We start from the raw sequence: 25,078 nt of genomic DNA on the forward strand, positions 1-25,078 counted from the left end.
CGAGCAAGGGAACTTTCCTACCAGTCCTGACAGGAAAGTTCCCTTACACATGTCACCGGCCGTATCGCTCGCTGCCGTAGGGCCACCCGTACGGGGCTTGTGAGCGGCTTCCCGAGTTGTCGTAGTCGGCTGTTTCGGCGGCCTCGTCCTGCTCGCTTCCCAGGGTCACTTCGACCTGGTGCCGGTTGGCGCCCTGTGCGTCCGCGACTGTGAGGGTGATCTTCGCACCTGGTGCGTTGGAGCTGATCTGGGCGACGAGGTCGGCGAAGCTGCTCACGGTCCGGTCACCAACCTTGGTGATTGTTTCTCCGGCCTTGATCCCAGCGCGGTCCGCGGCCGAACCGGGGACGACCGAAGTGACAGCAGCAGTACCTGTCTGGCTGTCGGTGCCCGTGACGCCGAGCTGCGGTTTCGTGGCGACACCGTTCTTGATCAGCTCGTTCGCGACACGGCTCGCGGTGTCGATGGGGATCGAGAAACCGAGGCCGATGTTGCCTTGGCTGTTGGAGACGATGCTGGAATTGATGCCGATCACCTGGCCATCCAGGTTCACCAACGGCCCACCGGAGTTACCGGAATTGATCGAAGCGTCGGTCTGGATGCCGTTGTAGATGACGGCCTGCCCATTGTCGCCCTGCACTTCGACGGTCCTGTTCAGGGCGCTGATGATGCCGGACGTCACGGTACCTTCGAGGCCAAGCGGGGAACCGATAGCCACCACCTGTTGACCGACCGTCAACGACGACGACTTGCCGAGCTCCGCTGGTGTCAGTCCGGACGCACCGTCGAGTTTGATCACGGCCAGGTCGTAGGACGGCGAGGTGCCGATGACCTTGGCATTCTTGGTCGTTCCGTCAGCCAGGGTGACGTTGATCGCGCCGCCGTTGCCCACCACGTGGTTGTTCGTGAGCACATAGCCGTCGGAGGTCAGCACAACACCGGTTCCTTCTGTGCCGCTCCTGCCCGATCGCACTCTGATGTCCACTGTGCTCGCGGACGCCTTGGTTGCCGCATACTGCACGGTGCCTGTCTGAGACTTGATCTGCGTTCCGGTGACCGGGTCGTGCTGGGTGAGCGCTGCGCTTCCATTGCCGCCATCAGCCAGCAGGTATCCACCGGCGACTCCGATGCCGCCACCGATAACCCCGGCGATCGCCGCAGCCGCGATCACGCCACGCAGGCCACGTCGCCGAGTCCTTAGCTCCACCAGTTCGGGGCCCACGGGGCCCGACACCGGCCCGAACGCGCCAGGCGGTACCTGCTGGTGCGCCGAAGGTTCGTCCATGCCACCTCTGTACTCCGGCGCTTCGCCGGAACCCTGTCCTGTCATGACATCGACAGTGCTCCCCGAACCTGAGAGCCACCTAGGGGGTTCCTGGCGGATTCGTCGGAATCAACCGTGGAGCCCTCACCCGATGTCGATGAGCAGGGGAACTGTGCTGTCGATGGCGGCAGGATTGTTCCCTTGCTCATCCGCTAGCACAGCCTGTGGCGAAATTGGGTGCACGACACAGGTGCGGAAAGTGGCGAAATCAGCAGAGCCTTCAGCAATCCATGCTGGATAGTCCGGTGCATGCAGACGACTACCAAAGCAGCCAGAGCCGTGTCAGAGACCGGTCGGCGGGTGTTCCGCGTCGCCGAACTGGAGAAGTGGGGGATTTCGCAGTCGGCCTCGTACCGGCACGTTCGCGCCGACGGTCCGTGGACCCGGTTGGCACCGGGTATCGCCTTGGTCGTGCCCGGAGAGCCGACGCTTGACGACCGCATACAGGCCGCTCTGCTACGTGCAGGACCGGGTGCGATGGTCACGGGTTTCCATGCCGCTCGCCTGCACGGTCTTGAGACGCCGAGCAAGGACGCCGACATCCACATCCTCATTCCGCACGGACGCAAGATCCAGAGCTATCCGGGTGTTCGGTACGAACGCACGACCCGACTGCCGCAGCCCGTTTACATCGAGGGTGTTCCCACTGCACCCGTAACCAGGGCCGTCATGGACGGAGCCCGCACCTGGCAGACGTTCACGTTCACGAGGCGGCTTCTTTTCGAAGCCATCATGGAGAAGAAAGGCTGCAGGGCCGACGAGCTAACCGCCGAGATGGAGGCTGGTTGCCGCCGTGGCACTGGTTTGCCACGCGCGATCCTCCGTGCCTTCAGATCTGGTCTGACATCAACCGGTAGCCAACAGGAGCACGCCGCACCACCTGATTTCACACCGCAGCAGAGCGCTGCCTGAAGCCACCGGAGCACGGCGGTGGAGGGCTGGTGTTCGTCAGTGCGGCCAGGCACGATGCCAGGCACCGCCAGCCGTCGTGGGAGGTGTTGTTCCGACTGTTGGGACGCCCTGGTCCCTGCCAGCCGGATCGTCACCATGGCCGACGAGACGTACCTGGATGCGGCCCGGCCTGCCCTGGCTCGTGGCTGTCGGGGACCTGGGGGACCTGCGCCGCCGCATGCCCGAAGCGGCTCTGGTCGACGTCGGCGAGTCCACGGTGGTGCCGGGCTTCACCGCTGCCCACCAGCATCGACGGTGACTGCGGCCAACCAGCGGGGTGTCGACTTGTCGGGTGCTGAGTTCTCGACACGCGGCCTCGGGAAGGATTACCCGGCGAATGGGTACTCGCAACGCGCCACGACCACGGCAAGGCGACCGGTGGAACACCCTTGACCGGGGCTGAGCTGGGCGAGGCAGCACCCGTGCTGCTGAGCAACCTCGCTGCGCACCGGGGCGTGCTCAACACGGCGGGCCTGGCCGCGGCCGGGTTGTTCGATAACAGCACGGCCCCGCCAGGTGGTGAGCTGACCCGGATGCCGTCGGCCGGCTCGCTGGTGTGGTTGACATACAGGTGCTGCTCGACCTGGCGTGTCCGTCACTGTCTCGAGGGCACACGGCGTTGCCCTCCCACGACGTCGAAACTGCACTGACGCAGCTCAAGCGCGCATTGCGGGAAGTGAAAACGTTGCCGACATCACGAGCGTCGGTGATGCCGTGGTGGGACGAGCTCGCCCTGCTGCAGGAGTCCCAGCAACGACACAGGCATCACCTCATGTTGGGGGCGGTCTCCGAGACTCCGAACTCGCCTTCGGTGATCGGTCGGCCACAGATGTCCACGGGACCTGCTGGCACGGGCTTCGCCGTCGGATACCAGCGTTTCGCGATCTCCCACGATGCGTTGATCAGGGCTTCGGCGTGCGAGAAGGAGTACGGGGACAAACCGGCCACTGTCGGCGCGGGCAGGACGTAGAGCTCGCAACGGGTGGCGTTGAGCTGCATGTCCAGGCGCGCGGCTGACACCATTGCCGCACCCAGTGCTGCCCCGTTCACGCCGCCAACGGACCTCGGTGGCGTCTTCGGCGGCGGCCAAGTCGCGATCGAACCGATGCCGCGGCGGCGTGGGGTGAATTCGAACGGCTCTGTCCCGCCGCAGGGCAGCACGAACACTCGCTCCGCGCCCTTCTCGACGGCGCGGCTGATCGGCATGAACGCCGCCGGACCACCATCCACCAGCCACCGGTCACCGACCTTGATCGGCGGGAACATGCCCGGGATCGAGCAGGAGGCCACCAGCGGTGGCAACGCCGGGCCGCTTTCGAAGTACACGGCTTCCCCGGTGTCGATGTCGGTTGCCGTCACGGTCAGCGGGATCTTTCCGTCCTCGAGGCGCCGGAACGGCAGGTTGTTGTGCAACCAGCGGGCCAAGCCGCGGTTGCTCATGACGTGGTTCGACAGGCCGAGCTTCCCCGCGAGGATCAGCGACGGCTGGATCGGAAAGACGTCCGTGCGACGCATCGACTTCCACAGTTCGCGGAGTTTCGCCGCGCCGCGCGCCGTGGGGTCACCCGCCAGCCAGGCCGCGTTGAGCGAGCCGGCCGAAGTGCCGACCAGCAGGTCAGGTTCGACACCAGCTTCGAACAACGCCGAGACCAGGCCCGCCTGGATGGCTCCGAAGGTGGAGCCGCCCGGCAATACCCACGCCGTGCGCATCAGCAGTGTCCTTTCTGCTCACGTTCCCCATCGAGGCTAGCTCCGAACTGCGTTGGCATAAGCTCAGCCATCGCCGGGATCACCTCGACGGCGCTGCCTCTTCACCTCGCCCCGCCGCTTCTTGGTCGCCAAGCGGCGCAGTTGAGAGCCTTTGGTGGGTTTGGTGCGTTTGCGTTTGGGCGGTGGCGGTTTGACGGCTTCTGCCAACACCTGAGCCAGCCGTTCTCGTGCGGCTTGACGGTTGGCGAGCTGCGCACGGCACTCGGATGCCACAATAGTGATCACACCATTGGTGAGCCTGTGGCTGAGTCGTGCCAAAGCGCGCTGGCGCAGCGTCTCCGGAACAGAGTGCGCATGGGCAAGGTCGAAGCTCAGTTCGACCCTGGAATCAGTGGTGTTGACCCCTTGCCCGCCTGGACCAGACGACCGCGAAAAGCGCTCGGACAGCTCCGCTTCGGGAATGCTCCAGCGGCTGGTCACGGTCAGGTCTGCGGCCATACCACAAGGATGCCCCACGGGTTTCCAGCCGTGCCTCAAGGCAGTCCGCATCCCTTCCACCGGGCTTCGCGCCGCAGGACGGGTCGAGTGAGGGAACCTTCCTGCCGCTGGTGACAGGAAGGTTCCCCTGCTCGCTGACCTCGCGGGTGGTTACTGGGCGGCGCGCCACCCGGTGACGCCGCCCGGTACGGGGGCTTCTGTGTCGTAGGGGGTGCGGGTGAAGATGAAGGTGTTCAGGTTGAGGTGGGTGGGCACGCCGTCGGCGTTCCGGCCGATCCGTAGCACCTCTCCCGCGTAGTAGCCGTCCAGCCCTGTCCAGGTGTCGTCAGCGTTGGCCCGGAACCGTGACGCCCGGCCGCGGCCCTGCCACGGGACCAGGTCGAGCAGTCCGCTGGGGAGCACCCGCAGCACGTACGGGGTCGGTCCCCAGTACCACTGGCCCGTCAGTTCGAGGAGCCGAATGTCGACGTCGGGTCGCGGTTCCCACGGTTCGGGGATGCGCGGCTCGTGCTCCGCGAGCAGGTCGAGCAGGTCGGTGGCGAACGCCCCGGTCACCCCGGCGGTGGTGTTGGCCATGAAGATCACGGAAGTGGACTCGGCGGGGTCGGACCACAGGGTCGCCAGGAAACCGGGCATGGATCCGGTGTGCCCGGCCAGGCGCCGCCCGCGGTGCCGCGCGAGCTGAAATCCGAGCCCGTATCCGGCGCGCCATTCGCCGCCGTCGTCGACCGAGGCCGGTGCGCGCATCTCGGCGACGGTGTCGGGATGCAGCACGTCGCCGGTGTCGCCGTTGATGAAGCGCGCCCACCTGGCCAGGTTGTCGAAGGTCGACCACAGCTGGCCTGCCGGGGCCATCGCCCCGGCGTCTTCTGCTGGCTCGGGCAGCACCACATCCGCCCACGGGTGCACTGCGAAGCCTCTGGCGTGCGGTGCCACGGGACCGAGGGTGGTGCGGGTCATGCCCAATGGGGTCAGGATCTCGCGCTGGAGGACCTCGTGCCACGGGGCGCCGCGCAGCCGGGACACCAGTTCACCGAGCACTCCGAAGCCGACGTTGGAGTAGTGGAAGCCGTGGCGAGGGGTGGGACGCACTGCCTGGGCATCGATGCTGGCCAGCAGCTCTTCAGCGCTGCCGCCAGGCGTGCGCTCCCACCACTGACCTGCGGGTTCGGCAGTCAGACCACTCGAATGCGAAAGGATCTCACCGATGTTCCGGTTGCCGATCGAGGTGCCTGTGACGTGTTCGTCGAGCTTGTCGGCGAGGTCAAGCCTGCCTTCGTCGCGCAGGCGCATCACGAGCACGGCAACGAAAGTTTTCGTGATCGAACCGATCCGGTACTGGGTGTCCGTTGTGGAGGGTTGGCCTTCGACCTTGCCCCGGCTGTCCACCCAGATCGTCTCCCCGTCGCGGACCAGCCCGGCGATCAGCGAGGGGATGCGGTTTTGGCTCTGCTCCACCGCCAGGCGCCGCAGCAGGGCGCGCTCGGTGGAGGGCAGCAGACTCGTCAACATTCCTCCATGCTTCCACCTTAAGAGCTTCGGTTTCAGGATCGTCGTGTTCGCCGGCTGCCCGCCCGCACAGATTGACAGGAATATGCCCGTGCTTCAGCGGCGGCTGCGCCGGTTGACGCCCCGGGAGATCCCGACCTTTGGTTTCTCCAAGCGCACGGGGAGTTTGCCGAACATGACAAGCACCAGAATGACCAGTGCGAGCGCGATCCAGCCCGTCCAGCCGAGAAGCCCGACCGAGGCGTTGTCGACGGGATGCCCGGCCTGGCTGAACAACGTCGCCAAACCTGCTGACGCGTTGAGGAAACCGTGTGCGATCACCGGGGGCCAGACGCTGCCGGTGGCGAGCCTGAGCCAGCCGAGCACGACCCCGACGAGCGTGCAGAAACACACCATCATGATGAAAGCCACCACGATCGGGACGGTCGGATAGTTGTAGCCGAGGATCAACACTGGCGCGTGCCAGAGGCCCCAGAGCACACCGGTGGTGAGGAAGGCGCCGGGTTGCCCGAGCGGCAGCAACGCCGGCGTCAGGTAACCACGCCAGCCCAGTTCCTCGCCGAGCGCAGGCACGATGCGCAACCACCCCAGCAGGAAGACCTGGACGATCTGGAAGAGCGCCAATGCCCCCGGGGACTTCAGCTGCTCTTCACCGACAACAGCCCCGCCGACTTGCTCCACCAGCCCGGAGAAACCCGTCCAGTCGGCCTTGTAGACGCCGAGCATGTAGCCGATGACGAGAGCCAGGAGCATCACCAACGGTGGGCCCAGCCAGGCGACCAGGATGTATCGCCACCACGTCTTGATGCCTCCGGGGTTGGTGATGCCGAGGCTGCGGAGAAGCTTGGGTTTCGGGCTGATCCACTTGTTGACCACGAGCGCGGCCACTGCGGGCATGAACATCATGACGGTGAGCACGAGCGGAGCCCAAGCCCACGTCAGCCCTTCGCCGGTCAGCCAGAGCGGTAACGTCACCAGCCATGCCGGGGCGTAGGCCAACGCGACGAAGCTGACCGCGCCGCGGACATCAACCCGGTCCTGCTCGGTACTCACGTCGGCATTTTGCCAAGCCATCCTGAATGCTCCCTGAGCGCCAAGGACTTGGAGCAGGGGAACTTTGCTGTCACTGGCGGCAGGAAAGTTCCCTTGCTCCAGCCGGTGATGTGGTGGAAATGCGAGGAACCTCCCTGCCTGGGGTGGCGGGGAGGTTCCTCGGGTGTTGTCGGTTACGGAGCCGGGGTGCCTGGTAGCGGCTGCACCGGTAGACCCTCGTGGATCTTTTTCATGGCCGCGAACCAGGTCCTCGCCGGAACCTTGCCGCCGTAGATGTTGCCGCCGTGCTTGCCGCAGAGGAACGGGGGCGTGTCACCGCCGCCGTCGCAGATACCTTGGGGGCTGCTGCCGTCGGCGTAGGTCAGGACGGCCCCGGCCATCTGCGGGGTGGCGGCTATGAACGCCGCCGACTTGTGCTCCTGCGTGGTCCCGGTCTTGCCGATGATCGGCCGATTCCAGCCGGCTGCCTGCGCTGCGGCGTGGGACGTGCCGCCGGCGTCGGCGTCCTTGCTCATGCCCTGGGCGAGGGCGGCGGCGACCTGCGGCGACACGGCCTGCTCGCAGGGGGCTTCCTTGAGCGGCACCAGGTTGCCGTGCCGGTCCCTGACCTCTTCCAACGGGGTGGGCGGGCAGTAGACACCGTCGCTCATGATCGTCGCGGCGACATTGGACAGCTCCAGCACGCTGGTCGGGGTGTAGCCGAGGGTGAAGGCACCCCGGTTGCCCTTCTTGATGGCTTCGGCCTGGGAAGGCCCGTTGGAGCCGTCCGATTTGAGGCGTTGGCCGCGGGCGTTGACGCCGTTCATGCCGACCCGCAGGCCGAGGCGCGAAGCCATGTCGACGACGTTGTTCAGGCCGACCCGCTCCTGGAGCATCACGAATGCCGTGTTCGGCGACGTGGCCAACGCCATCTGCAGCGTTCGCGGCCCCGGGGCGACGCCGTCGGCGTTCCCGACGGTGTAGGGGGCGCTTCCGTTCCGGTATACGCGGGAGGTGTACGTAGGCGGCACGTCGATCGTGTCGTAGGGGCTCATGCCCTGTTCGATGGCGGCCGCCGCGGTGAACACCTTGTAGACCGACCCGGCACCGAAGGGCTGCACCCGGCTGACGATGTCATACGCCGTCTGCCCCTTGCTCGCGTCGTTGCCGTAGTCGCGGTTGGCGACCAGCGCGCGCACCTTGTGCTTGTCCTTGCCGGGCTCAACCACGGCCATCGCGTTGGCGATGCCTTCGGTCTGCGTGGGCACCTGGGCTTCGGCAGCGTCCTTGGCCGCGTCGGTGGCTTTGCGGTCGAGCGTGGTGCGGATGGTGTAGCCGCCGGTCTTCAGCTGGTCGCTGTCGATACCGAGCCGCTCGAGGTAGTCGACGAGGTAGGTGCAGAAGAACCCGTCGGTGGTGCCGTCGCCGACGCCGACGCAGCCGTTCGGCGGGCGGCCCAGCGGGGACAGTACGCCGAGCGGCTCCTTCTTGGCGATCTCGGCGTCTTCCTTGGTGATGCGGATGCTGTTGTTCGGATCCGTCATCAGGTCGATCACGAGGTTGCGCCGCTGCAGCGCATCGTCGGGGTTGCTGTTGGGGTTCAGCGAGCCGGGCTGGTTGACGATCGCGGCCAGCAGGGCGGCCTGGGCGATGGTCAGCTTGTCCGGGGTGGTGCCGAAGTAGGTCTGGGCGGCGGCACCGACGCCGAAGGTCTGGTTGCCGAAGGGCACCACGTTGAGGTATCCGGTGAGGATCTCCTCCTTGGTCATGGTGCGCTCGAGCTCGACGGCGATCTTGGCCTCGCGAAGCTTGCGGGCGATGGTCGTCTCCTTGGCCTTCTCGGCCTCCATCGCGTTGTTCGCCGCCACGTGCACCAGGTAGTTCTTCACGTACTGCTGGGTGATGGTGGAGGCGCCCTGCGCGGCTTCACCGCTGCTGAGGTTGGTGGCCAGGGCGCGCATGGTGCCGTGCCAGTCGACGCCGCCGTGGTCCCAGAACCGCTTGTCCTCGACCGCGGTGATCGCGGCCTTCATCGTGTCGGAAATCTGCTCGGGTGGTGTCTCGACCCGGTAGTCCTTGAAGAAGTACGCGATCGGGGCGCCGTCCTTGTCAGTGACCGTCGACACCTGCGGCATGTCCCGCCGCGCCAACGAACTCGACATTTTGGACATGGCGTCGGTCGTCTGGTTGATCACCGCCCCGGCACCGGTGGCCATCGGCAGCAGCAACGCCGCCACCAGCACACCAGCCAGGACGCACAGCCCGAACATCTTCAACAGCACGCCGCTGCGCACGCCAGCCCCTATTCACCAAGTGTCCACACGACTTGACCACCGACGCGGGTCGCAGTGCCCACCCAGGACCCGTTCGCCGACCGCACCGACCGGCTGGAGAGCATCCCGCCGACGCCCGCGGCGCGGGCTTCAGTCGGCACCTGCTTCTCTTTGCTGTCAGCCAATTCGTTGATATCACATCCGGCTGTCCACGCTGCGTTGAACCGAACGGCCGAGCCCGCGTCGAGCGGCACACGGAACCGGATTGGATCACTACACTTGGTGATCGCCGTAGCCGATCACGCGGAGGAGAAATGACCGACCCGTTCCTGGATTCCCTGGCCACCGCGCTCGCCGGGCAGGTCGCCACCGCACTGGGTGCCGCGGGCACCCGGGCGCTCGAAAAGGTCCGCGAACTGCTGCGGCGCAGGTCGCAGAGCGACCCTGAGACCAAGGCCGCACTCGAGGCGGCCGAGCAGGATTCGGCCGGACCGGAGCAGATCACCGCACTGGCCGAGCGTCTGGACCAGGTGTGTGCGGAGGACGCCCAGTTCGCCGAGGAGCTGCGCGCCGAGGGCGCAGAGGTGTACAAGGAGATCTCGGCGAGCGAGAACAGCGTGGTGAACGTCAACCACGGCAAGGTCCGGAACCTGATTCAGGCCCGCGAGATCCACGGCGGGATCACGTTCAACTAGCTCGCCGGTCGGCCTCGTTGAGTTCGGCGAGGTACCGGTTGTACGCAGCAAGTTCCGGATCTTCGGAGGCATCGACCGGGGGCGCCGGGGGCGGCAGCAGTGGTCGCTTCCGGCGCGCCGTCGCCTCGGGAGGCTCGCCCCCGCTGCTGTCGGCCTCGCGCGCAGCGGGTTGCTCGACGGCCTCCGGTTCGGTGTCGTCGACGTCCCGCCGCAGCTCCATGCGCATCAGCTTGATCCAGAGGTAGATCGTGAACGCCCCGAACAGGGGCCACTGCAGGGCGTACCCGAGGTTCTGGAAGCTTCCCCCGGCTTCGTGGGCGCGGTCCCACTGCCACACGGCCAGGAAGCCGGTGGCGATCGTGGCCACGATGAACAGCGCGTGCAGAAGCAGCCAGCGCGGCGTCAAGAGGCTGCGGGACACACTCGAATTCTAGGCGCCACAGCTCCGGACCATCTCGCGGCTCGGTCACAGACCGTCCCGGCCACCCTCGGTAACAGCTGAGGCAGACGAAAACCGAAGAAACAAATGTGATCAATGTCACTTCCTGTGGAAGGGTTGCTGCTGACGCAGGGGAACCTTCCTGTCACCCGCTGATCATCGACGCCTCCGCCCCAGTTGGTTACCGAGCCGCGCACGCGTGACAGGAAAGTTCCCGTGCTCGCGTGCGGCGCGCACCCGGCGTCGGGGTGGTGGCAGAAAGATTCCCTTGCTTCAGCCGTGACGCCGGTGTGCCCTGGTGGCAAGTGGGGTGCAGAGGGCGACGAGGAGCGCTGCGGCGATGAAGGCAGTCGGGTAGCCGGTGAGGGTGACCAGGAGGCCGAAGCCGATCGAGCCCAGGCCGTTGCCCGCGTCGTAGGCGACGTTCCACGCCGTGCTCGCGACACCGGACTCGGCCCGGTCGAACATCGCCACCAAGGTGATGTTCTGAGCCGCACCGAACCCCGCGCCGAACGCGACCGCACCGACCACCGCCAACGGCCCCGCGCCCCACGAGGCAGCAGCCACCAGGAACGTGCCCAGAGCGGTCGCCACGACAGCGGGCAGCAGTACCCGCGTGTGACCGAGCCGGTCTCCGAGCTGCCCGGCGAGCCAACGACCGAGCATCGTCGTGGCAGCGAACACCATCAGGGCTGCCGGGGCGACCGAGCCGGCGACTGCCAGCGGCAAGAACGCCACGAGCCCACCGGCCGCAACTGCAACCGCGGTCATGACCGTCCACGGCGCCAGCAGCGTGCCCGGCACGGTCGGGGCACCGCCTCGGCCAACCGAGCGGGCATGCACCCGCGCGATACCCACCACCGCCGCAGCCGCCACGACAGGCAGTCCAGCGGCGATCCAGAACAGCGGCGCGAACCCGATGTGCTGGGCAAGCCACACTCCGGCGGGCAGGAACACGATGTTGGGCAGGCCGACAGCCAGCCCGTACAGGCCGGCTGCCCGGCCGCGCTGAGTAACCGGCACGAGCTCGGCGACCAGCGCACTGCCGGTCACGGTCAGCAACCCGAAGCCAACCCCGCGCAGGCCCGACACGCACAGCAGCAGCCACAGGTCGCTGGACAGCGCGAACAGCGGCGTGGGTGCGCCGATCAGAACAGTGCCCATACCAAGCGCGAGGCGGTGGTCGACGCGCTTCAGCAACCATGGCATGGCCAGCTGGGTGGCCACCGTGACGAGCATGAAGACGGCGTTCGTCGCGCCCGCCGCGATCTCACCGGCCCCACCCACCACTGCCCAGAGCGGCACCACCGACAACAGCAGCGCATATCCCGCGAACCCACCGAGAGTGGTCACCAAGAGCAGCTGAAAAGACCGGCGCCGCAACGGGGTCTGTTCGCGGGAACGATGGGCTGCCGGAACTCTCACGAACTCTTGATAGGCCGTGTCCCCGGTCCGTGTCCATCCCGGTTGAGCAGCTCAACGTGGCAGCCGACAACGCCTGCAGTCTGCGGCGAACCAGAACCCCGGCTTCGGCAACGTCACGCAGGACATCAACCTGCCGGGGACCCAGGCGGGGCCTTCCCGTTCCCTTGCTCTCTGTCGTGGGCATGGGCGGGTGGCAGGAAAGTTCCCTTGCTTCGGTAGGCGGCCCGGTGGGGTTGGGGTGGTGGGTTCGCTTGTTCTGGTGGTGGGTGGCTGCAGGCGGGTCGCGTGGCACGACGGGACCGCCCGGGCAGCCGTGCTGGCCGGGGTGGTGTGGGGTGGGTGAGCCGTTGGGTGGTGGTTAGCGGGAGAGTTCGTCGAGGGCCGCCTGGGCCGCTTCGAGTTCCGCGCGCAGCTGCTCCACGCGGGCTCGCTGCTGCTCTCGCGCCGCTTCGATCAGCGGCTCGACAGCTGCCGCGACTTGGTCGTGGAGGGCCTTCGCCGCTTGCGCGACGGCGCTGGCCGCCACCGGCGTTGGACGCACCACGCGCTTCTTGCCGGTGGTGACCTCGACGCTCCACTGCCCGTCTTGGTCCGCCGTCAGCGTGACGGTGGCTCCACCGATCACCGGCTTGCGCCGCGCCGTTCCGCTCGCCTGCTTCGCCGCTCGTGGCTTGGTCGCTTGCGGTTTGGCAGCCTGCGGCTTCGACTCCACCGCGGGGCGAGGCTCCGCCGCTGGTCGCGGCTTCGCCGCCGGAGCCGGCTTCGCCGGTGGTGGTTCGGCGGCTACCGGGCGCTTGCGCGGCGGCTTGACCCGCGTCACTTCGGCGGTGGAGAAGGACAGGACGTCCTTCGACCCGGCGGGGCGGACCTGGATGAAGTCCCCCTCCGCGGGCTCGCCGAGCGCGATGACCTTGCCGGAGCGCCCTTCGGGGACGCCCACGGCCGCGGCGGTGAACCACACTGTCGGTGTGGTCCCGGCGTTCAACTCGTCGCGGATTTCGCGCAGGTCCTCGGACGACAGCGGAGACATCGCCGCCTCTTGCTCCAGGGTGCGCCCCAGCGGGGCGGTTCGACAGGGACTCTCCCACTATATCGAACGCCCGTGCGAAGCTTCAACGACGTCGGCCGGCGGTGATCTCGAAGTCGGCGGGGTTGGCCTTCCGGGTGCGCAGCCAGTACTTCCAGGTGAAGCCGGGCCAGATGGTGCGGTTGACGCCGTTCTCGTCGAGGTACCAGCTGCGGCAGCCGCCCACCGACCACACGGCGTGGGTGAGCTTGGCCTGGATCTCGGCGTTGTAGGCGTCCTGCACGGGCTGGCGCACGTCCACCTGGGCGATGTCGCCGCGGCAGATCGGCTTCAGGCAGCTGAGCACGTAGTTGATCTGCGACTCGATCATGAACACGACCGAGTTGTGACCGAGTCCGGTGTTGGGGCCGAGTAGGAAGAACAGGTTGGGGAAGCCGGAGACGACGATGCCGAGGTATGCCTCCATGCCGTTGCGCCAGGCGTCCTGCAGCTTGCGCCCGTCGCGGCCGGTGATGTCGAGGTGGGCGAAGCCGTCGGTGACGTGGAAGCCGGTGCCGAAGATGATGGCGTCCACCGGGTGTTCCCGGCCGTCGCCGGTGACCACGGAGCGCTCCCGCACCTCGGTCACACCGCTGGTCACGAGGTCCACGTTGGACCGGTTCAGCGTCGGGTAGTAGTCGCTGGAGAGCAGGATCCGCTTGCAGCCGATGGCGTAGTCGGGGGTGACCGCCGCGCGCAGCTGCGGGTCCTTGATGACCTTGCGGATGTGGCGCTTGGACAGGGTTTCGGCGATCTTGCCGAGGCGGCGGTTGAACACCGCGATGTAGCGGGCCTCCAGCCCCCAGTACAGCGCCGCGCGGGCGGCGCGCTGGGCCAGCGGAACACGGCGGAACCAGCGCTGCACGGATTCGGGGATGGGGCGGTCCGGTTTGGGTTGGATCCACGGCGGGGTGCGCTGGAACAGGTGGAGTTGCTCGACCTGCCTGGCGATGCGCGGCACGAACTGGATGGCGCTGGCGCCGGTGCCGATGACCGCCACGCGCTTGCCGGTCAGGTCGAAGTCGTGGTTCCACTCGGCGGAGTGGAAGACCTCGCCTTCGAAGCGTTCCAGGCCGGGCAACTCGGGATAGCTGGGGATGTGCAGGGCGCCGATGCCCGAGACCAGGGCGCGCCCGACGTACTCGGCGCCGTCCGCGGTGGCGACCCGCCAGGTGGCGGTGTCCTCGTCGTACTCGGCGCCGGTGAACCGCACGCCGTAGTGGATGTGGTCGCGCACCCCGTACTTGTCCGCGCAGTGCTGCAGGTAGTCGGAGATCTCCTGCTGCTCGGCGAACACTCGGGACCAGGCGGGGTTCTGCTCGAAGGAGAACGAGTACATCAGTGACGGCACGTCGCAGGCGCAGCCGGGGTAGGTGTTGTCGCGCCAGGTGCCGCCGAGGTCGGCGGCCTTCTCCAGGACAATGAAGTCGTCGATTCCGGCCTGCTTGAGCTTGATCGCCATCCCGAGCCCGGCGAACCCGCTTCCCACGATGACCACCGAGGTTCGGTATCTGCGCTGGTCCCGCGATTGCGGTTGCACCATCAGGCCCTCCTTGGACACCGGTCACCCCACGATCTACTCATCAGTAGCCTACTGCAAGTAGGTTACTTGCGGTAGGGTGTGTTTCGTGGAGACGCAGCACGCACCCACGACCGGGCGCAGGCGCATGCCGCGGGCCGAGCGGGAACGGCAGATCCTGGCCGTGGCCGAGGAGGTCTTCGCCGCCGACGGCTACCAGGCGGCGTCGATGGACGACATCGCGGCGCGGGTCGGGTTGTCCAAGCCGATGCTGTACGAGTACTTCGGCTCCAAGGAGGGGCTGCTGCTGGCGTGCCTGCAGCGCGCCAAGCGGGAGCTGATCGAGGCCACGACGGTCGCCGCCGCGGGCGCCAGCACTCCCGAGCAGCTGCTGCACGACTGCCTGCTGGCCTTCTTCCGGTTCAGCGACGACCACGCGCAGGCGTGGGCGCTGCTGCGCAACGAGGCGGCGGTGCCGAGCGCTTCGGTGAACTCCGAGCTGGAGGCGATCCGGATGCAGCAGGTGGAGTTCACCGCCGGTCTGCTGGAGCACGCCCGCCCGGACCTGGACCGGCTGCAGTCGGAGGCGTTCGCCGAGGCCATCATCGGCGCGTGCGAACGGCTCGCACTGTGGCGGGAGCGCCGCCCCGAGGTGACGGCGGAGCAGGCTACCGAGCACCTGATGGCGCTGCTGCTGCCCAGCCTCGCGATGTGACAACTCACGGCGTGAAACCCGCCCGAACTCACTCGTTCGTGCGGTATCCGGTCCACGGGGTCAAGATCGTCGGCACGTCCTCCGATACCGATGCAGCCGTGCCAACGAAATCGGAGTCAAGGAGAAATCTTGCGCCCCTGGACCACGCGCACAGTACAGGCAGCCGTTGTGGCCGCGGGGTTCGCCGCAGTCGGGACCGGTGCCGCCAATGCCGCGGAGAACCCGGAACTCCCGAAGCCGGACCTGTCGTCCGTCCCGGACCACGTCGGCTTCTTCGCCCCGGTGAACGCCTGCCAGATGCAGGAAGGGGCCGGTTTCGGCCCGACCAAGGCCCCGTGCGCGGACGCGCAGCTGCACGCGGGGTCGCCGAACCTGGTCAAGCAGGTGGGTGTGGACATCACCACCACCGCGCACGGGGTGGCCGGTGAACTGCGGGACGGCCGCCCGCTGCTGGCTCCCGGCAAGCCGGACCGGGTCCTCGGCCACGTCGCCACCCAGGCCGCGCGCGTCGAGCAGCTGACCAGGACCCGGCCGACGATCGGCGGTTCGGTGCTGCCGGACCACCTCGGTGTGGTTGACAAGCGGGTGCCCAACGCCGCGCTGCTGGACGCCGAGATCGGGCCGCGCACCCCCGGCCACCAGGGCGTGTCCGCAGTGGACACCGCGCTCGACCTCACCGCCGCGCAGGGCTTCAGCTCCGTTCCGCTGAGCGACCCGGGTGCCGCGGTCGCCCCGCTGCTGCGGACGAACCCGCTGCAGACGTCCGGAGAGCGGGTGACCCTGCCGAAGGTGGCGCGGGCCCTCCCCGTCGCCGACGAGGTGCCCGCCGTGTCCGAGTTGGACGCGGGCGCGGGTGCTGCCGTGGAGGAGACCGCGCGGCAGCTCACCGATGCTCTGCCCCACCCCACGGTGCACCGGATCACCGGCCAGCTGCCGGACCCCAGCACCGTCACCAGCGCGCTGCGCTGATCAGGGCAGGAACGAGCGGCCCCGGAGACATTCCCGGGGCCGCTCGTCGCGTCGCAGGTCAGGCGGCCGTGGCCGCGACGATGCCGCTGTCTGGTTCGCCGAGGTCGAACGGTTCACCCGCCTCGGCGCGGCGCACCAGCGACTCCGGCGGCTGGAACCGGTCCCCGTGGCGTTCGGCGAGTTCGCGGGCGCGGGCGACGAATCCCGCCAGCCCACCCGGGTAGCCGTTCATGTACTGCACGACACCGCCGGTCCAGGCGGGAAAGCCGATGCCGAACAGGGAGCCGATGTTGGCGTCCGGCACCGATCGCAGCACACCCTCGTCGAGGCACTTCACCGTTTCCAGCGCCTCCACGAACAGCAGGCGCTCCGTGAGCTCGGTCAGATCCACCGTCGACGGGTCCCGGTCGGCCGCGCCGAAGTGCTCCACCAGCCCCGGCCACAGGCCGACGCGCCTGCCGTCGACGTAGTCGTAGAACCCGGCGCCGCTGGAGCGACCCTTGCGGTCGAACTCCTCGACCATGCGGTCCAGCACCGGCTCGGCGGGGTGCGGTGTCCAGGTGCCGCCGGCCGCCTCCACAGCCCGCTTGGTCTCCTCCCGGATCTTGCGCGGCAGGGTCAGGGTGAGCTCGTCGAACAGCTGCAGCACCGGGGTGGGGAACCCGGCCTGCGCGGAGGCTTGCTCGATGGAGGCCGGGTGGATGCCCTCGGCGAGCATCGAGACGCCCTCGTTGAGGAAGGTGCCGATGACGCGGCTGGTGAAGAAACCGCGGCTGTCGTTGACCACGATGGGGGTTTTCTTGATCTGCTGCACCACGTCGAACGCGCGGGCCAGCGCCCGGTCGCTGGTGTGCTCACCGCGGATGATCTCCACCAGCGGCATCTTGTCGACCGGGGAGAAGAAGTGCAGGCCGATGAAGTCCTCGCGGCGGCGGACGCCCTCGGCCAGCTCGGTGATCGGCAGCGTGGACGTGTTGGAGGCGATCAGTGCGTCGGCGTCGACGACGTCCTGCACCTCGGCGTAGACCTGGTGCTTGACCGCCGGGTCCTCGAAGACGGCCTCGATGACCAGGTCGCACCCGGCCAGCGGCTCCAGTTGGTCGGTGGGGGTGATGCGGGCCAGCAGCTCGTCGGCCTGGTGCTGCGTGGAGCGTCCCTTGGCGACGGCCTTCTCCAGTAGCTTCGCCGAGTACGCCTTGCCCTTCTCGGCGGCTGCCAGCGAGATGTCCTTGATGACGACCTGCATCCCGGCCTTGGCGCACACGTAGGCGATGCCGGCACCCATCATGCCACCGCCGAGCACGGCGACCTTGCTCGCCTTCCAGGTCGGCTGACCGGTGGGGCGGCTGCCGCCGGAGTTGATGTGCTGGAGGTCGAAGAAGAACGCCTTGCTCATGTTCTTGGCGGTCTGACCGCAGACCAGCTCCACGAAGTAGCGGGTCTCGATGACCAGCGCGGTGTCGAAGTCGACCTGGGTGCCCTCCACCGCGGCGGCCAGGATGTTGCGGGGCGCGGGCAGCGGGGCGCCCTTGAGCTGTTTGCGGAGATTCGCCGGGAAGGCGGGCAGGTTTGCGGCGAACTTCGGGTTGGACGGGGTGCCGCCGGGGATCTTGTCACCGGGTCGGTCCCACGGCTGGCTGGCCTGCGGGTTGGCCCTGATCCATTCCTTGGCGCGGGTCAGCAGCGCGTCGGGGGTGTCGACCAGTTCGTCGATGATGCCGAGTTCAGCGGCCTTGTCCGGGCGTACCCGCTGGCCCTGCAGCAGCAGGTTGAGCAGCGCGTCGGCGATGCCCAGCAGCCGCACGGCGCGGACCACGCCACCGGCGCCGGGCAGCAGGCCCAGGGTGACCTCCGGGAAGCCGAAGCGCACGCCGGGCGCGTTGAGCGCGATGCGGTGGTGGCAGGCCAACGCGATCTCCAGGCCACCGCCGAGGGCGGTGCCGTTGAGGGCGGCGACGACCGGTTTGCCGAGGGTTTCCAGGCGGCGCAGCTGGTTCTTGATGGTCGTGGTGGTGTCCGCGACCCGCGCCGCGTCGCCGGGGCGGGCCTGGATCAGGTCGCGCAGGTCACCGCCGGCGAAGAAGGTGCTCTTGGCGGAGGTGAGCATGACGCCGGTGATGCTGTCGCGTTCTGCTTCCAGGCGCTGCAGCGTCTGCTCCATGCTGCGCGTGTAGCGCTCGTTCATGGTGTTGGCCTGCTGCTGCGGGTCGTCCAGGGTCAGCACGACGATGCCGTCGGCGTCGGACTCCCAGCGGATGGTGTTCTGCTCGCTCATCTGTGATGTGTCCTTCAGCCGATCCGTTCCACGACAGTCGCGATGCCCATGCCGCCGCCGATGCACAGCGTGGCAAGGCCGTAGCGCAGGTTGCGGCGGTCGAGTTCGTCGATGAGGGTGCCCAGGATCATCGCCCCGGTGGCACCCAGCGGGTGCCCCATGGCGATGGCCCCGCCGTTGACGTTGACCTTGTCGTGCGGGACGCCGAACTCCTTCATGAATTTCAGCGGCACGGCGGCGAACGCCTCGTTGATCTCCACCAGGTCGATCTGGTCGATGCTCAGGTTCGCCTTGGCCAGCACCTTGCGCACCGCCGGGCCGGGGCCGGTGAGCATGATGGTCGGGTCGGCGCCGCTGAGCGCGGCGGCCACGATGCGGGCGCGGGGCCGCAGGCCGGTGCGTTCGGCGAGGGCTTCGCTGCCGATGAGCGCCAGCGCGGCGCCGTCGACGATGCCGGAGGAGTTGCCCGCGGTGTGGACGTGGTCGATGCGCTCCACCCAGTGGTACTTCTGCAGCGCGACCGCGTCGAAACCGCCGAGTTCACCGATGTCGGCGAAGGACGGCTTGAGCGCGGCGAGGCTGTCCACGGTGGTGTTGGCGCGGATGTGCTCGTCGCGGTCGAGGATGGTGAGGCCGTTGCGGTCCAGCACCGGCACCACGGAACGCGCGAAGCGCCCGTCGGCCCACGCCTTGGCGGCGCGGGTCTGCGACTCCGCGGCGTAGGTGTCCACTGTGGTGCGGTCGAATCCCTCGATGGTGGCGATGAGGTCGGCACCGATGCCCTGCGGGACGAAGGACGTTTGGTAGTTGGTCTCCGGGTCCATCGCCCAGGCGCCGCCGTCGGAGCCCATCTTGACCCGGGACATCGACTCGACGCCGCCGGCGAGGACCGCGTCCTCCCAGCCGGAGCGCACCTTCTGCGCGGCGACGTTGACCGCTTCCAGGCCGGAGGCGCAGAAGCGGTTGAGCTGCACGCCGCTGACCGTCTCGGGCAGGCCCGCGGCCAGCGCCGCGGTCTTGGCGATGTCGGCGCCCTGGTCGCCCACCGGGGAGACCACGCCGAGTACGACGTCGTCGATCAGCTCGGCATCCAGCTCGGGATGACGGCGCTGCAGTTCCCGGATCAAACCCACGACCAGGCTGATCGGCTTGACCCCGTGCAGCGAGCCGGTTTGCTTGCCGCGACCGCGTGGTGTGCGGATCGCGTCGTAGACGAACGCCTCGGACATGGTGTGGCGTGCCTCCTCGTTGCGGCAGGTACTCCACCCAGAGTGTGACACCGACACTGTCACAAGGAAAGTCCACCGCCCCTTCCGACGGTTCCCAGCTCGCGTTCACCCTATCGTCAGAATTGTTCATTTCTGTTCGTTGATGTTCTATGTTGGGGCATGCCCGGCCGGTCGGGGCTGAGCTCGGTCCCGGCCGCAGCGAGCGAGGAGAGGCGATGACGTCCAGACGATCCAGCCGAGCGAAGCTGATCGTGTCCCTCAGTACCGCAGTGACCACCTTCGTGGCCCTGGCCCCCGCCGCATTCGGCACCCCAGAGCACGAGGACCTGGCCGCGACCCCGCCGATGGGCTGGAATTCCTGGAACACCTTCGGGTGCAACATCACCGAACAGCTCATCCGCGAGACCGCCGACGCGATCGTCACCTCCGGCATGCGCGACGCCGGGTACCGATACGTCAACATCGACGACTGCTGGGCGGAGCCGGAGCGCAACGCCGAGGGCGAGCTGGAGTCACACCACGAACGCTTCCCCAGCGGCATCAGGGCGTTGGCCGACTACGTGCACGACAAGGGCCTCAAGCTCGGTATCTACACGAGTGCGGGCACCCGGACGTGCGCGAACACCATGCCCGGCGCGCTGGGCCACGAGGAGGTCGACGCCCGGACCTTCGCCGAGTGGGGAGTCGACTACCTCAAGTACGACAACTGCAACAACCAGGGAATTCCGGCGACCGAGCGCTACGCCGCGATGGGCGAGGCGCTGCGCGCCACCGGGCGCCCCATCGTTTACTCGGTCTGTGAATGGGGCGAGAACGCCCCCTGGGAGTGGGCACCGGACGTCGGCGCCCACCTGTGGCGCACCACCGACGACATCAAACCCACCTGGGACACCGGCAACGCCGACGGCTACCCGATGGGCGTGGTCAACATCATCGACGCCAACGGGAAACTCGCCGACTACGCGGGTCCCGGCGACTGGAACGACCCCGACATGCTGGAAGTCGGCGTCCACGACGTCGAGGGCTACCCCGGTCTGACCGACACCGAGGCCGTGGCGCACTTCAGCATGTGGTCGATCATGGCCGCGCCGCTGATCGCGGGCAACGACGTGCGCCACATGCCCGAGAACATCCAGCGGATCCTGACCAACGGCGAGGTGATCGCAGTCAACCAGGACGCTCTCGGCAGGCAGGGCGCTCCGGTGCGCGACGACGGCGACCACGAGGTCTGGGTCAAGGAGCTCGCCGACGGCTCCCGCGCGGTCGCGCTGTTCAACCGCGGCGACGAGGCAGCCACCATCAGCACCACCGCCGAGGAGATCGGCGCCCGACCGGCCCCGCGGTACGCCGTGCGTGACCTGTGGGCGCACACCTGGACCGTGACCGACGGCGAGATCAGCGCCGAGGTCCCGTCGCACGGCGTGACGCTGCTGCGCGTCAGGCCGAAGCGCTGACCGAGCCGGCCGCGGCGCGGATCCTCCCGCGCCGCGGCCGGTGTCATCCCGGGTCGTGTCCGGCGCCCGCGACGTGCGGGTCCGGTGGCCCTGACGTGCACAAGGGAACCATCTAGGAGCATATGTGCCCTGACCAGCGGTTTTATATCTTGTGGATCTTGTCAGGCCGTCTACAGGCCGTGTCAGGCTGCGCTTGCGTCGTTGGCCGTGAGCTGAGCGTCGATCGCGGCGCGTGCCCGGTCGTGAGACGACGGCAACAGATGAGTGTAAACGCGGAGGGTGAAGCCGGGGTCCTTGTGGCCCAGGTAGTCCGCCAGCTCTCGGACTGTAACCCCGGCAGCGAGCAGGGTTGAGGCGAAAGTGTGGCGCAGCGCGTGCATGCCGTCGATGCGGCCCCGGTGAGCCAGTCCGGCGTTGGTGAACGCGGGTCTCCACGCCTGAGCGTTGAACGTCCGGCCGTCCCACGCCTGTCCAGGTGCGCGGACGAGGAGCAGGCGGGCGGTGACCGGTTTGCCGCCTGGGCGGTCCCAGGGCAGCGTCACCGGCACCGCCGGGTACTTCCGGGCATGTTCGCTAATCTCGTCTCTCAGCGCATCTGAGAGCGGGACGATGCGGGTTTTACGGCCTTTGGGCAGCCGGAACACCAGCTCACCACCGACGATGCGCGCCTGGCGTTGGATGTGGACGATCGTGCCGTCGTCGGTGGTTTCGATGTCATCAGGGGAGAACCCCAAGATTTCGCCCTGTCTCATGCCCAGACCAGTTCCCAGGTCGACTGCGATCCGTTGTCGGGCAGGCATCGCGGCCTTGACTGCCGAGCACCGGGACGCGTCCCACGGCACCGCCTTGTGCGGCACCGGGGTCGGGCGCTTGATACTGCCGGATCGCATCGGGTTCTCGCGGATGAGTTTGTCAGCAACCGCGCCGGAGAGTATGGAGGACAGCAGGTCGAATAACTGCGCCTGGTAGTTCACACCCACTTTCGGGTCTTGGCGCAGCCATTCCAGCCAGTCCCGCACCGAGCTCGGTTGTGCGGCCCGTTCCATCGTCATCGAGCCGAAGAACCGCACCAGGCGGGCCCGGATCTGCCTTTCGATCACTTCTCGGCTGGCCGGGTCCGGGGCCTGCCCCTGAATCCAGTTGGCCACGTAGGAGGCGAAGCTACGCTTTCCCGCGTCCGGGTCGATGTAGGCGCCGGAGAGGATCTCCGACTCAATTCGGGTCTTGAACGCCTCGGCTTGGCGCTTGCACTTGTCCGGGAAACTCTGCGGCTGCTCTAGCGCACCGGCCAAAACCAACCACATGGTCGGATTTACGATGCGGGAACCTTGTCCCACAAACCCCCGACCTTCGCAACGGTCCCACGCCCCACACAGACCGACTACCCCCGAAAGTCGGACCAAAGCCGACTCGTCGCCCCCCTCGGCCCGCACAACAAGACGCCCCCACTCGTTCCAGCGGGGGTGTCGGGGTTCGATGTCGTTTTAGAGTTTCAGGCCGACCCACCCGACAAAATTGGACAGGCTGTCCGTTCGCCGACGTTCGGACATTGCAATACCCCGTAGGGTCTCTCTTACGCTCGGATGCAATCGTGTTTGTTGTGGCGCGACTCTCCTTGCCAGGTGTAGCGCGTCGAGAGCCTTTCCGGGTTGACCAGCCAGCAGCCACGCGCGGGCCGTGTCTTGCCAATGGTGACCCGCACGTGGAGGTGCAATCTGTTTGGGCAGTCGAAGCGCGGAACCTTCCTGCGCCGCCTTGCCAGGGTCACCCGCTTCCAGTTCCACGGCGCAGGAATGAATACTCACGTTCGCAGGGCCGAACAAGGTTCCGTAGGCGTCGCTCTCACCGTTCATGTACTTGGAAATGCTTCGCGCTTCTTCGATGTGCGCACGCGCAATATCCGGCTTTCGCCCTCGGGCTGCAGCAATAGCTCCGCATAGGTGCGCATATCCGCGCACGGCTAGCGCTTGCTCGTCGCCACCATTAATGAGATTAAGACCTTGGTCCACTAGCGAAAGCCCCACTTCGGTGGAGCCTAGATACATGAGCACACGACAACGCTTGACCTTCGCTTGCGCGACATAGAGCGGATCATCCGCTCGTTCCGCAGCCCATTCCAAGCGGTCAACAGCGGGTGTCGTCAACGACATAAACCCGAAACGTCGGCAAAGCCTTTCCGCTGTGACGTAAGCGCTGGACAGTAGGGTGAATATTCGCCCACGTTCACCATCCGAATTAGCCGTGTGCAATGCACCGTGAAGTTGACGGATCAGTGCGGGAAGCCGGACCAGCGCTTGCCTGCCCTTATCGTTCCGGTAGACGAGATTCACGCGATCCATTTCGGCCGCCATCTCGTCCAAGGGGTCAGGCTCGACAGGCCGGACGTAGGCGCCTTCCGCCAGTATCGCGCGAAGCTCGGCCATGCCTTCCAATGGGCCGTCTTCTTCGATGGTGTCGCGGTACGGCGTGCCCGTTAGCTGTTCCGGATCAATCCCGAGTGTCCGCGCCACGGCCGCGATGAATCCCGGCAAGGCTGGCTTGCGTCCCTGCTCCACGGCCCGAACCAAGCTCAAGCTGTAGGCGGCCTTCTGGGCTAGCTGATGCTGTGTCAGGCCAGCTAGCTTCCGTTCGGTGGCGATTCGATCGCCAACGCCCAGCGTGTCCGTCACGGGAACCCCTCCCGGTAGATCAGATGCTTGGTTGCACGCACAGGGTACCGATGTCACCTGAACGGACTGTCACTTTCCTGTTACCCGCCGTTCTTGACCTCTCCTAACGTGCTGGTCAGGCGGGATCAGTGACCGAGCCCCCAACCGATCACCAATCCCGCATTCCATCCCACGGTGCGGAAGGCGGGACATGTGCGCGGAGATCACCTGTTGGACAACGGCAGCATCAGCGTACGTCTCCACGATCGTCCTCCGACACCACCAGCACGCATTGTCACTTTAGTGTCACTTCATGCACCTGAGTCTCACTAGTTTCAGGGTGTGCCGCGAACGCACCTGATGCGTCCTCCCGTCCCCCAACACGGCCGGACCGCTGTTGGAGTGCTGGAGCGGCAACGGCGGGGCCGGTGGTCGCCACCACCGCCGGTCCTGCCTTCCTTGATGGGTGCCGCGCTCTGCGATCCCTCGGGCGACGGCACCCCGGCGGGGACCGGGCTAGGGGGAGGGCCCGGTCCCGCCTTCCCAACAACCAACACACCTGGGGAGGGAACCGTTGCCGAAACGCACTTTCTCACCGGACTACACCGTCATTTGGCGGTGTTCTGCCGCGCGCTGCTTGTTCTCCAGCCTCCGCAGGGACCTCGTAGCTCAGCACGAGCACGACGCTCACGGCCCGGCCTACCTGGCCGAGCCCAGCGCCACCGTGCGCAATGCTGCGCCCACGAGGGAGCCGCAGGGATGACCATCGATAACGTCCGCCGGATGATCTCCACCAACAACGTGGTGCACTACATCCAGCTCGGCGCGAATGCTGCGCTGTGCGGCGTTCCCCGAAACTCCCTGATACCGCCGGACCCGTGCCAACCCAGCCCAGACCCGTGCAGCCGATGCCCGGCCGAGTTTGCCAAGCTGCGCAGAAAGGCGGTGCCCCCCGAGTGAGCAGCACCGCCGCACCGCTGTTCGCCGACACCACCACCGATTCCGGCGAGCACGCCGAAATCTGGATTGACCACCATCGCGTGGCACACGAACGCAACCCGCACCGCTACAGCTGGACATGGTGTGACTCCCGCATCGTCGGCAGCGACGCACCCACCCACGCACGACTCATCAGCGTGGTCGGCTGCCGCGCCTGCGTAATCGCACGCCTCCACGCCAACGCCGCCTAGACCCCGGTGGCCGTGTCGCAGTCCACTTGCCCCCCCGTTACCGTTTTCGCGGCTCTGATCTTGGAGCTCTGGTCGCCAGGCTCGGCATGACTTTGTCCCCCAGTCGAACGGATGATCCGGGGGGTGGTGTCACCGGGCCTGGTGGCATCGGTGGACC

At 67.4% G+C, this 25,078-nt stretch carries 22 protein-coding genes; 8 read left to right on the plus strand and 14 right to left on the minus strand.

The genetic code is table 11. The features are described 5' to 3' along the window. Positions 1–52: 52 nt before the first annotated feature. Positions 53–1,171 carry a S1C family serine protease gene (locus IEY17_RS23485; RefSeq protein ID WP_188991374.1) on the minus strand — a complete coding sequence of 373 codons (1,119 nt, stop codon included), beginning with the start codon at positions 1,169–1,171 and terminating at the stop codon, positions 53–55. A 402-nt stretch (positions 1,172–1,573) separates the two neighbouring features. Between IEY17_RS23485 and IEY17_RS23490 the strand changes: the two genes are divergently transcribed. Next, positions 1,574–2,236 carry a hypothetical protein gene (locus tag IEY17_RS23490; protein ID WP_188991376.1) on the plus strand — a complete coding sequence of 221 codons (663 nt, stop codon included), beginning with the start codon at positions 1,574–1,576 and terminating at the stop codon, positions 2,234–2,236. A gap of 157 nt (positions 2,237–2,393) precedes the next feature. After that, complete coding sequence (locus IEY17_RS23495) at positions 2,394–2,534, plus strand: hypothetical protein (protein WP_188991378.1); 141 nt, start codon at positions 2,394–2,396, stop codon at positions 2,532–2,534. A 506-nt stretch (positions 2,535–3,040) separates the two neighbouring features. On the opposite strand, the gene IEY17_RS23500 is transcribed toward IEY17_RS23495, so the two are convergent. From IEY17_RS23500 to IEY17_RS23520, 5 genes are all read right to left on the minus strand, one after another. After that, positions 3,041–3,985 (minus strand): patatin-like phospholipase family protein, encoded by a 945-nt coding sequence (locus IEY17_RS23500; protein ID WP_188991380.1) that lies wholly within the window; start codon positions 3,983–3,985, stop codon positions 3,041–3,043. Positions 3,986–4,048: 63 nt separating this feature from the next. Beyond that, positions 4,049–4,483, minus strand: a complete 435-nt coding sequence (gene arfB, locus IEY17_RS23505; RefSeq protein WP_188991382.1) for an alternative ribosome rescue aminoacyl-tRNA hydrolase ArfB — start codon at positions 4,481–4,483, stop codon at positions 4,049–4,051. A gap of 150 nt (positions 4,484–4,633) precedes the next feature. Next, positions 4,634–5,995, minus strand: coding sequence for a serine hydrolase domain-containing protein (locus tag IEY17_RS23510; RefSeq protein WP_188991383.1), 1,362 nt, complete (start codon positions 5,993–5,995; stop codon positions 4,634–4,636). A 93-nt stretch (positions 5,996–6,088) separates the two neighbouring features. Beyond that, the gene (locus IEY17_RS23515; RefSeq protein WP_188991385.1) at positions 6,089–7,045 is read right to left on the minus strand and encodes a CPBP family intramembrane glutamic endopeptidase; all 957 of its coding nucleotides are present in this window, start codon (positions 7,043–7,045) and stop codon (positions 6,089–6,091) included. A 173-nt stretch (positions 7,046–7,218) separates the two neighbouring features. After that, a complete protein-coding gene (locus tag IEY17_RS23520) occupies positions 7,219–9,318 on the minus strand; it encodes a transglycosylase domain-containing protein (protein WP_188991387.1) in 2,100 nt (699 codons plus the stop codon). 293 nt (positions 9,319–9,611) lie between these two features. Between IEY17_RS23520 and IEY17_RS23525 the strand changes: the two genes are divergently transcribed. Next, positions 9,612–9,992, plus strand: a complete 381-nt coding sequence (locus IEY17_RS23525) for a hypothetical protein (protein WP_188991389.1) — start codon at positions 9,612–9,614, stop codon at positions 9,990–9,992. Here the strand turns inward: IEY17_RS23525 and IEY17_RS23530 are convergent. From IEY17_RS23530 to IEY17_RS23545, 4 genes are all read right to left on the minus strand, one after another. Next, on the minus strand, positions 9,985–10,413 hold the full coding sequence (locus tag IEY17_RS23530; RefSeq protein WP_188991391.1) for a hypothetical protein: 429 nt from the start codon (positions 10,411–10,413) through the stop codon (positions 9,985–9,987). The genes IEY17_RS23525 and IEY17_RS23530 overlap by 8 nt on opposite strands. A 291-nt stretch (positions 10,414–10,704) precedes the next feature. Beyond that, positions 10,705–11,784 carry an MFS transporter gene (locus tag IEY17_RS23535; RefSeq protein WP_229680538.1) on the minus strand — a complete coding sequence of 360 codons (1,080 nt, stop codon included), beginning with the start codon at positions 11,782–11,784 and terminating at the stop codon, positions 10,705–10,707. A gap of 430 nt (positions 11,785–12,214) precedes the next feature. Then, the gene (locus tag IEY17_RS23540; protein ID WP_188991395.1) at positions 12,215–12,886 is read right to left on the minus strand and encodes a DUF6319 family protein; all 672 of its coding nucleotides are present in this window, start codon (positions 12,884–12,886) and stop codon (positions 12,215–12,217) included. Positions 12,887–12,968: 82 nt separating this feature from the next. Further along, a complete protein-coding gene (locus IEY17_RS23545) occupies positions 12,969–14,465 on the minus strand; it encodes a flavin-containing monooxygenase (protein ID WP_188991397.1) in 1,497 nt (498 codons plus the stop codon). 85 nt (positions 14,466–14,550) lie between these two features. On the opposite strand from IEY17_RS23545, the gene IEY17_RS23550 reads away from it, so the two are divergent. Together IEY17_RS23550 and IEY17_RS23555 are read left to right on the plus strand one after the other, a co-directional pair. Continuing rightward, complete coding sequence (locus IEY17_RS23550; RefSeq protein ID WP_373289920.1) at positions 14,551–15,156, plus strand: TetR/AcrR family transcriptional regulator; 606 nt, start codon at positions 14,551–14,553, stop codon at positions 15,154–15,156. Between the two features lie 129 nt (positions 15,157–15,285). Further along, on the plus strand, positions 15,286–16,125 hold the full coding sequence (locus tag IEY17_RS23555; RefSeq protein ID WP_188991399.1) for a hypothetical protein: 840 nt from the start codon (positions 15,286–15,288) through the stop codon (positions 16,123–16,125). A 58-nt stretch (positions 16,126–16,183) separates the two neighbouring features. Here IEY17_RS23555 and IEY17_RS23560 read toward each other — a convergent pair whose 3' ends face one another. Together IEY17_RS23560 and IEY17_RS23565 are read right to left on the minus strand one after the other, a co-directional pair. Beyond that, a complete protein-coding gene (locus IEY17_RS23560) occupies positions 16,184–18,400 on the minus strand; it encodes a 3-hydroxyacyl-CoA dehydrogenase NAD-binding domain-containing protein (protein ID WP_188991400.1) in 2,217 nt (738 codons plus the stop codon). Between the two features lie 14 nt (positions 18,401–18,414). Next, a complete protein-coding gene (locus IEY17_RS23565; RefSeq protein WP_188991402.1) occupies positions 18,415–19,629 on the minus strand; it encodes an acetyl-CoA C-acetyltransferase in 1,215 nt (404 codons plus the stop codon). Between the two features lie 215 nt (positions 19,630–19,844). On the opposite strand from IEY17_RS23565, the gene IEY17_RS23570 reads away from it, so the two are divergent. Next, on the plus strand, positions 19,845–21,083 hold the full coding sequence (locus IEY17_RS23570; RefSeq protein ID WP_229680540.1) for an alpha-amylase family protein: 1,239 nt from the start codon (positions 19,845–19,847) through the stop codon (positions 21,081–21,083). A gap of 182 nt (positions 21,084–21,265) precedes the next feature. On the opposite strand, the gene IEY17_RS23575 is transcribed toward IEY17_RS23570, so the two are convergent. Both IEY17_RS23575 and IEY17_RS23580 read right to left on the minus strand, forming a co-directional pair. After that, positions 21,266–22,420 (minus strand): tyrosine-type recombinase/integrase, encoded by a 1,155-nt coding sequence (locus IEY17_RS23575; protein WP_188991404.1) that lies wholly within the window; start codon positions 22,418–22,420, stop codon positions 21,266–21,268. A gap of 147 nt (positions 22,421–22,567) precedes the next feature. After that, the gene (locus IEY17_RS23580; protein WP_188991406.1) at positions 22,568–23,752 is read right to left on the minus strand and encodes a helix-turn-helix domain-containing protein; all 1,185 of its coding nucleotides are present in this window, start codon (positions 23,750–23,752) and stop codon (positions 22,568–22,570) included. A 738-nt stretch (positions 23,753–24,490) separates the two neighbouring features. Here IEY17_RS23580 and IEY17_RS23585 point away from each other — a divergent pair. Both IEY17_RS23585 and IEY17_RS23590 read left to right on the plus strand, forming a co-directional pair. Then, positions 24,491–24,691, plus strand: coding sequence for a hypothetical protein (locus tag IEY17_RS23585; protein ID WP_188991408.1), 201 nt, complete (start codon positions 24,491–24,493; stop codon positions 24,689–24,691). After that, the gene (locus IEY17_RS23590; RefSeq protein ID WP_188991410.1) at positions 24,688–24,921 is read left to right on the plus strand and encodes a hypothetical protein; all 234 of its coding nucleotides are present in this window, start codon (positions 24,688–24,690) and stop codon (positions 24,919–24,921) included. The genes IEY17_RS23585 and IEY17_RS23590 overlap by 4 nt, the downstream gene beginning before the upstream one ends. The last annotated feature ends 157 nt before the right edge of the window (positions 24,922–25,078 follow it).

The organism is Saccharopolyspora thermophila (assembly GCF_014646075.1).
Classification (GTDB): Bacteria; Actinomycetota; Actinomycetes; order Mycobacteriales; family Pseudonocardiaceae; genus Saccharopolyspora; species Saccharopolyspora thermophila.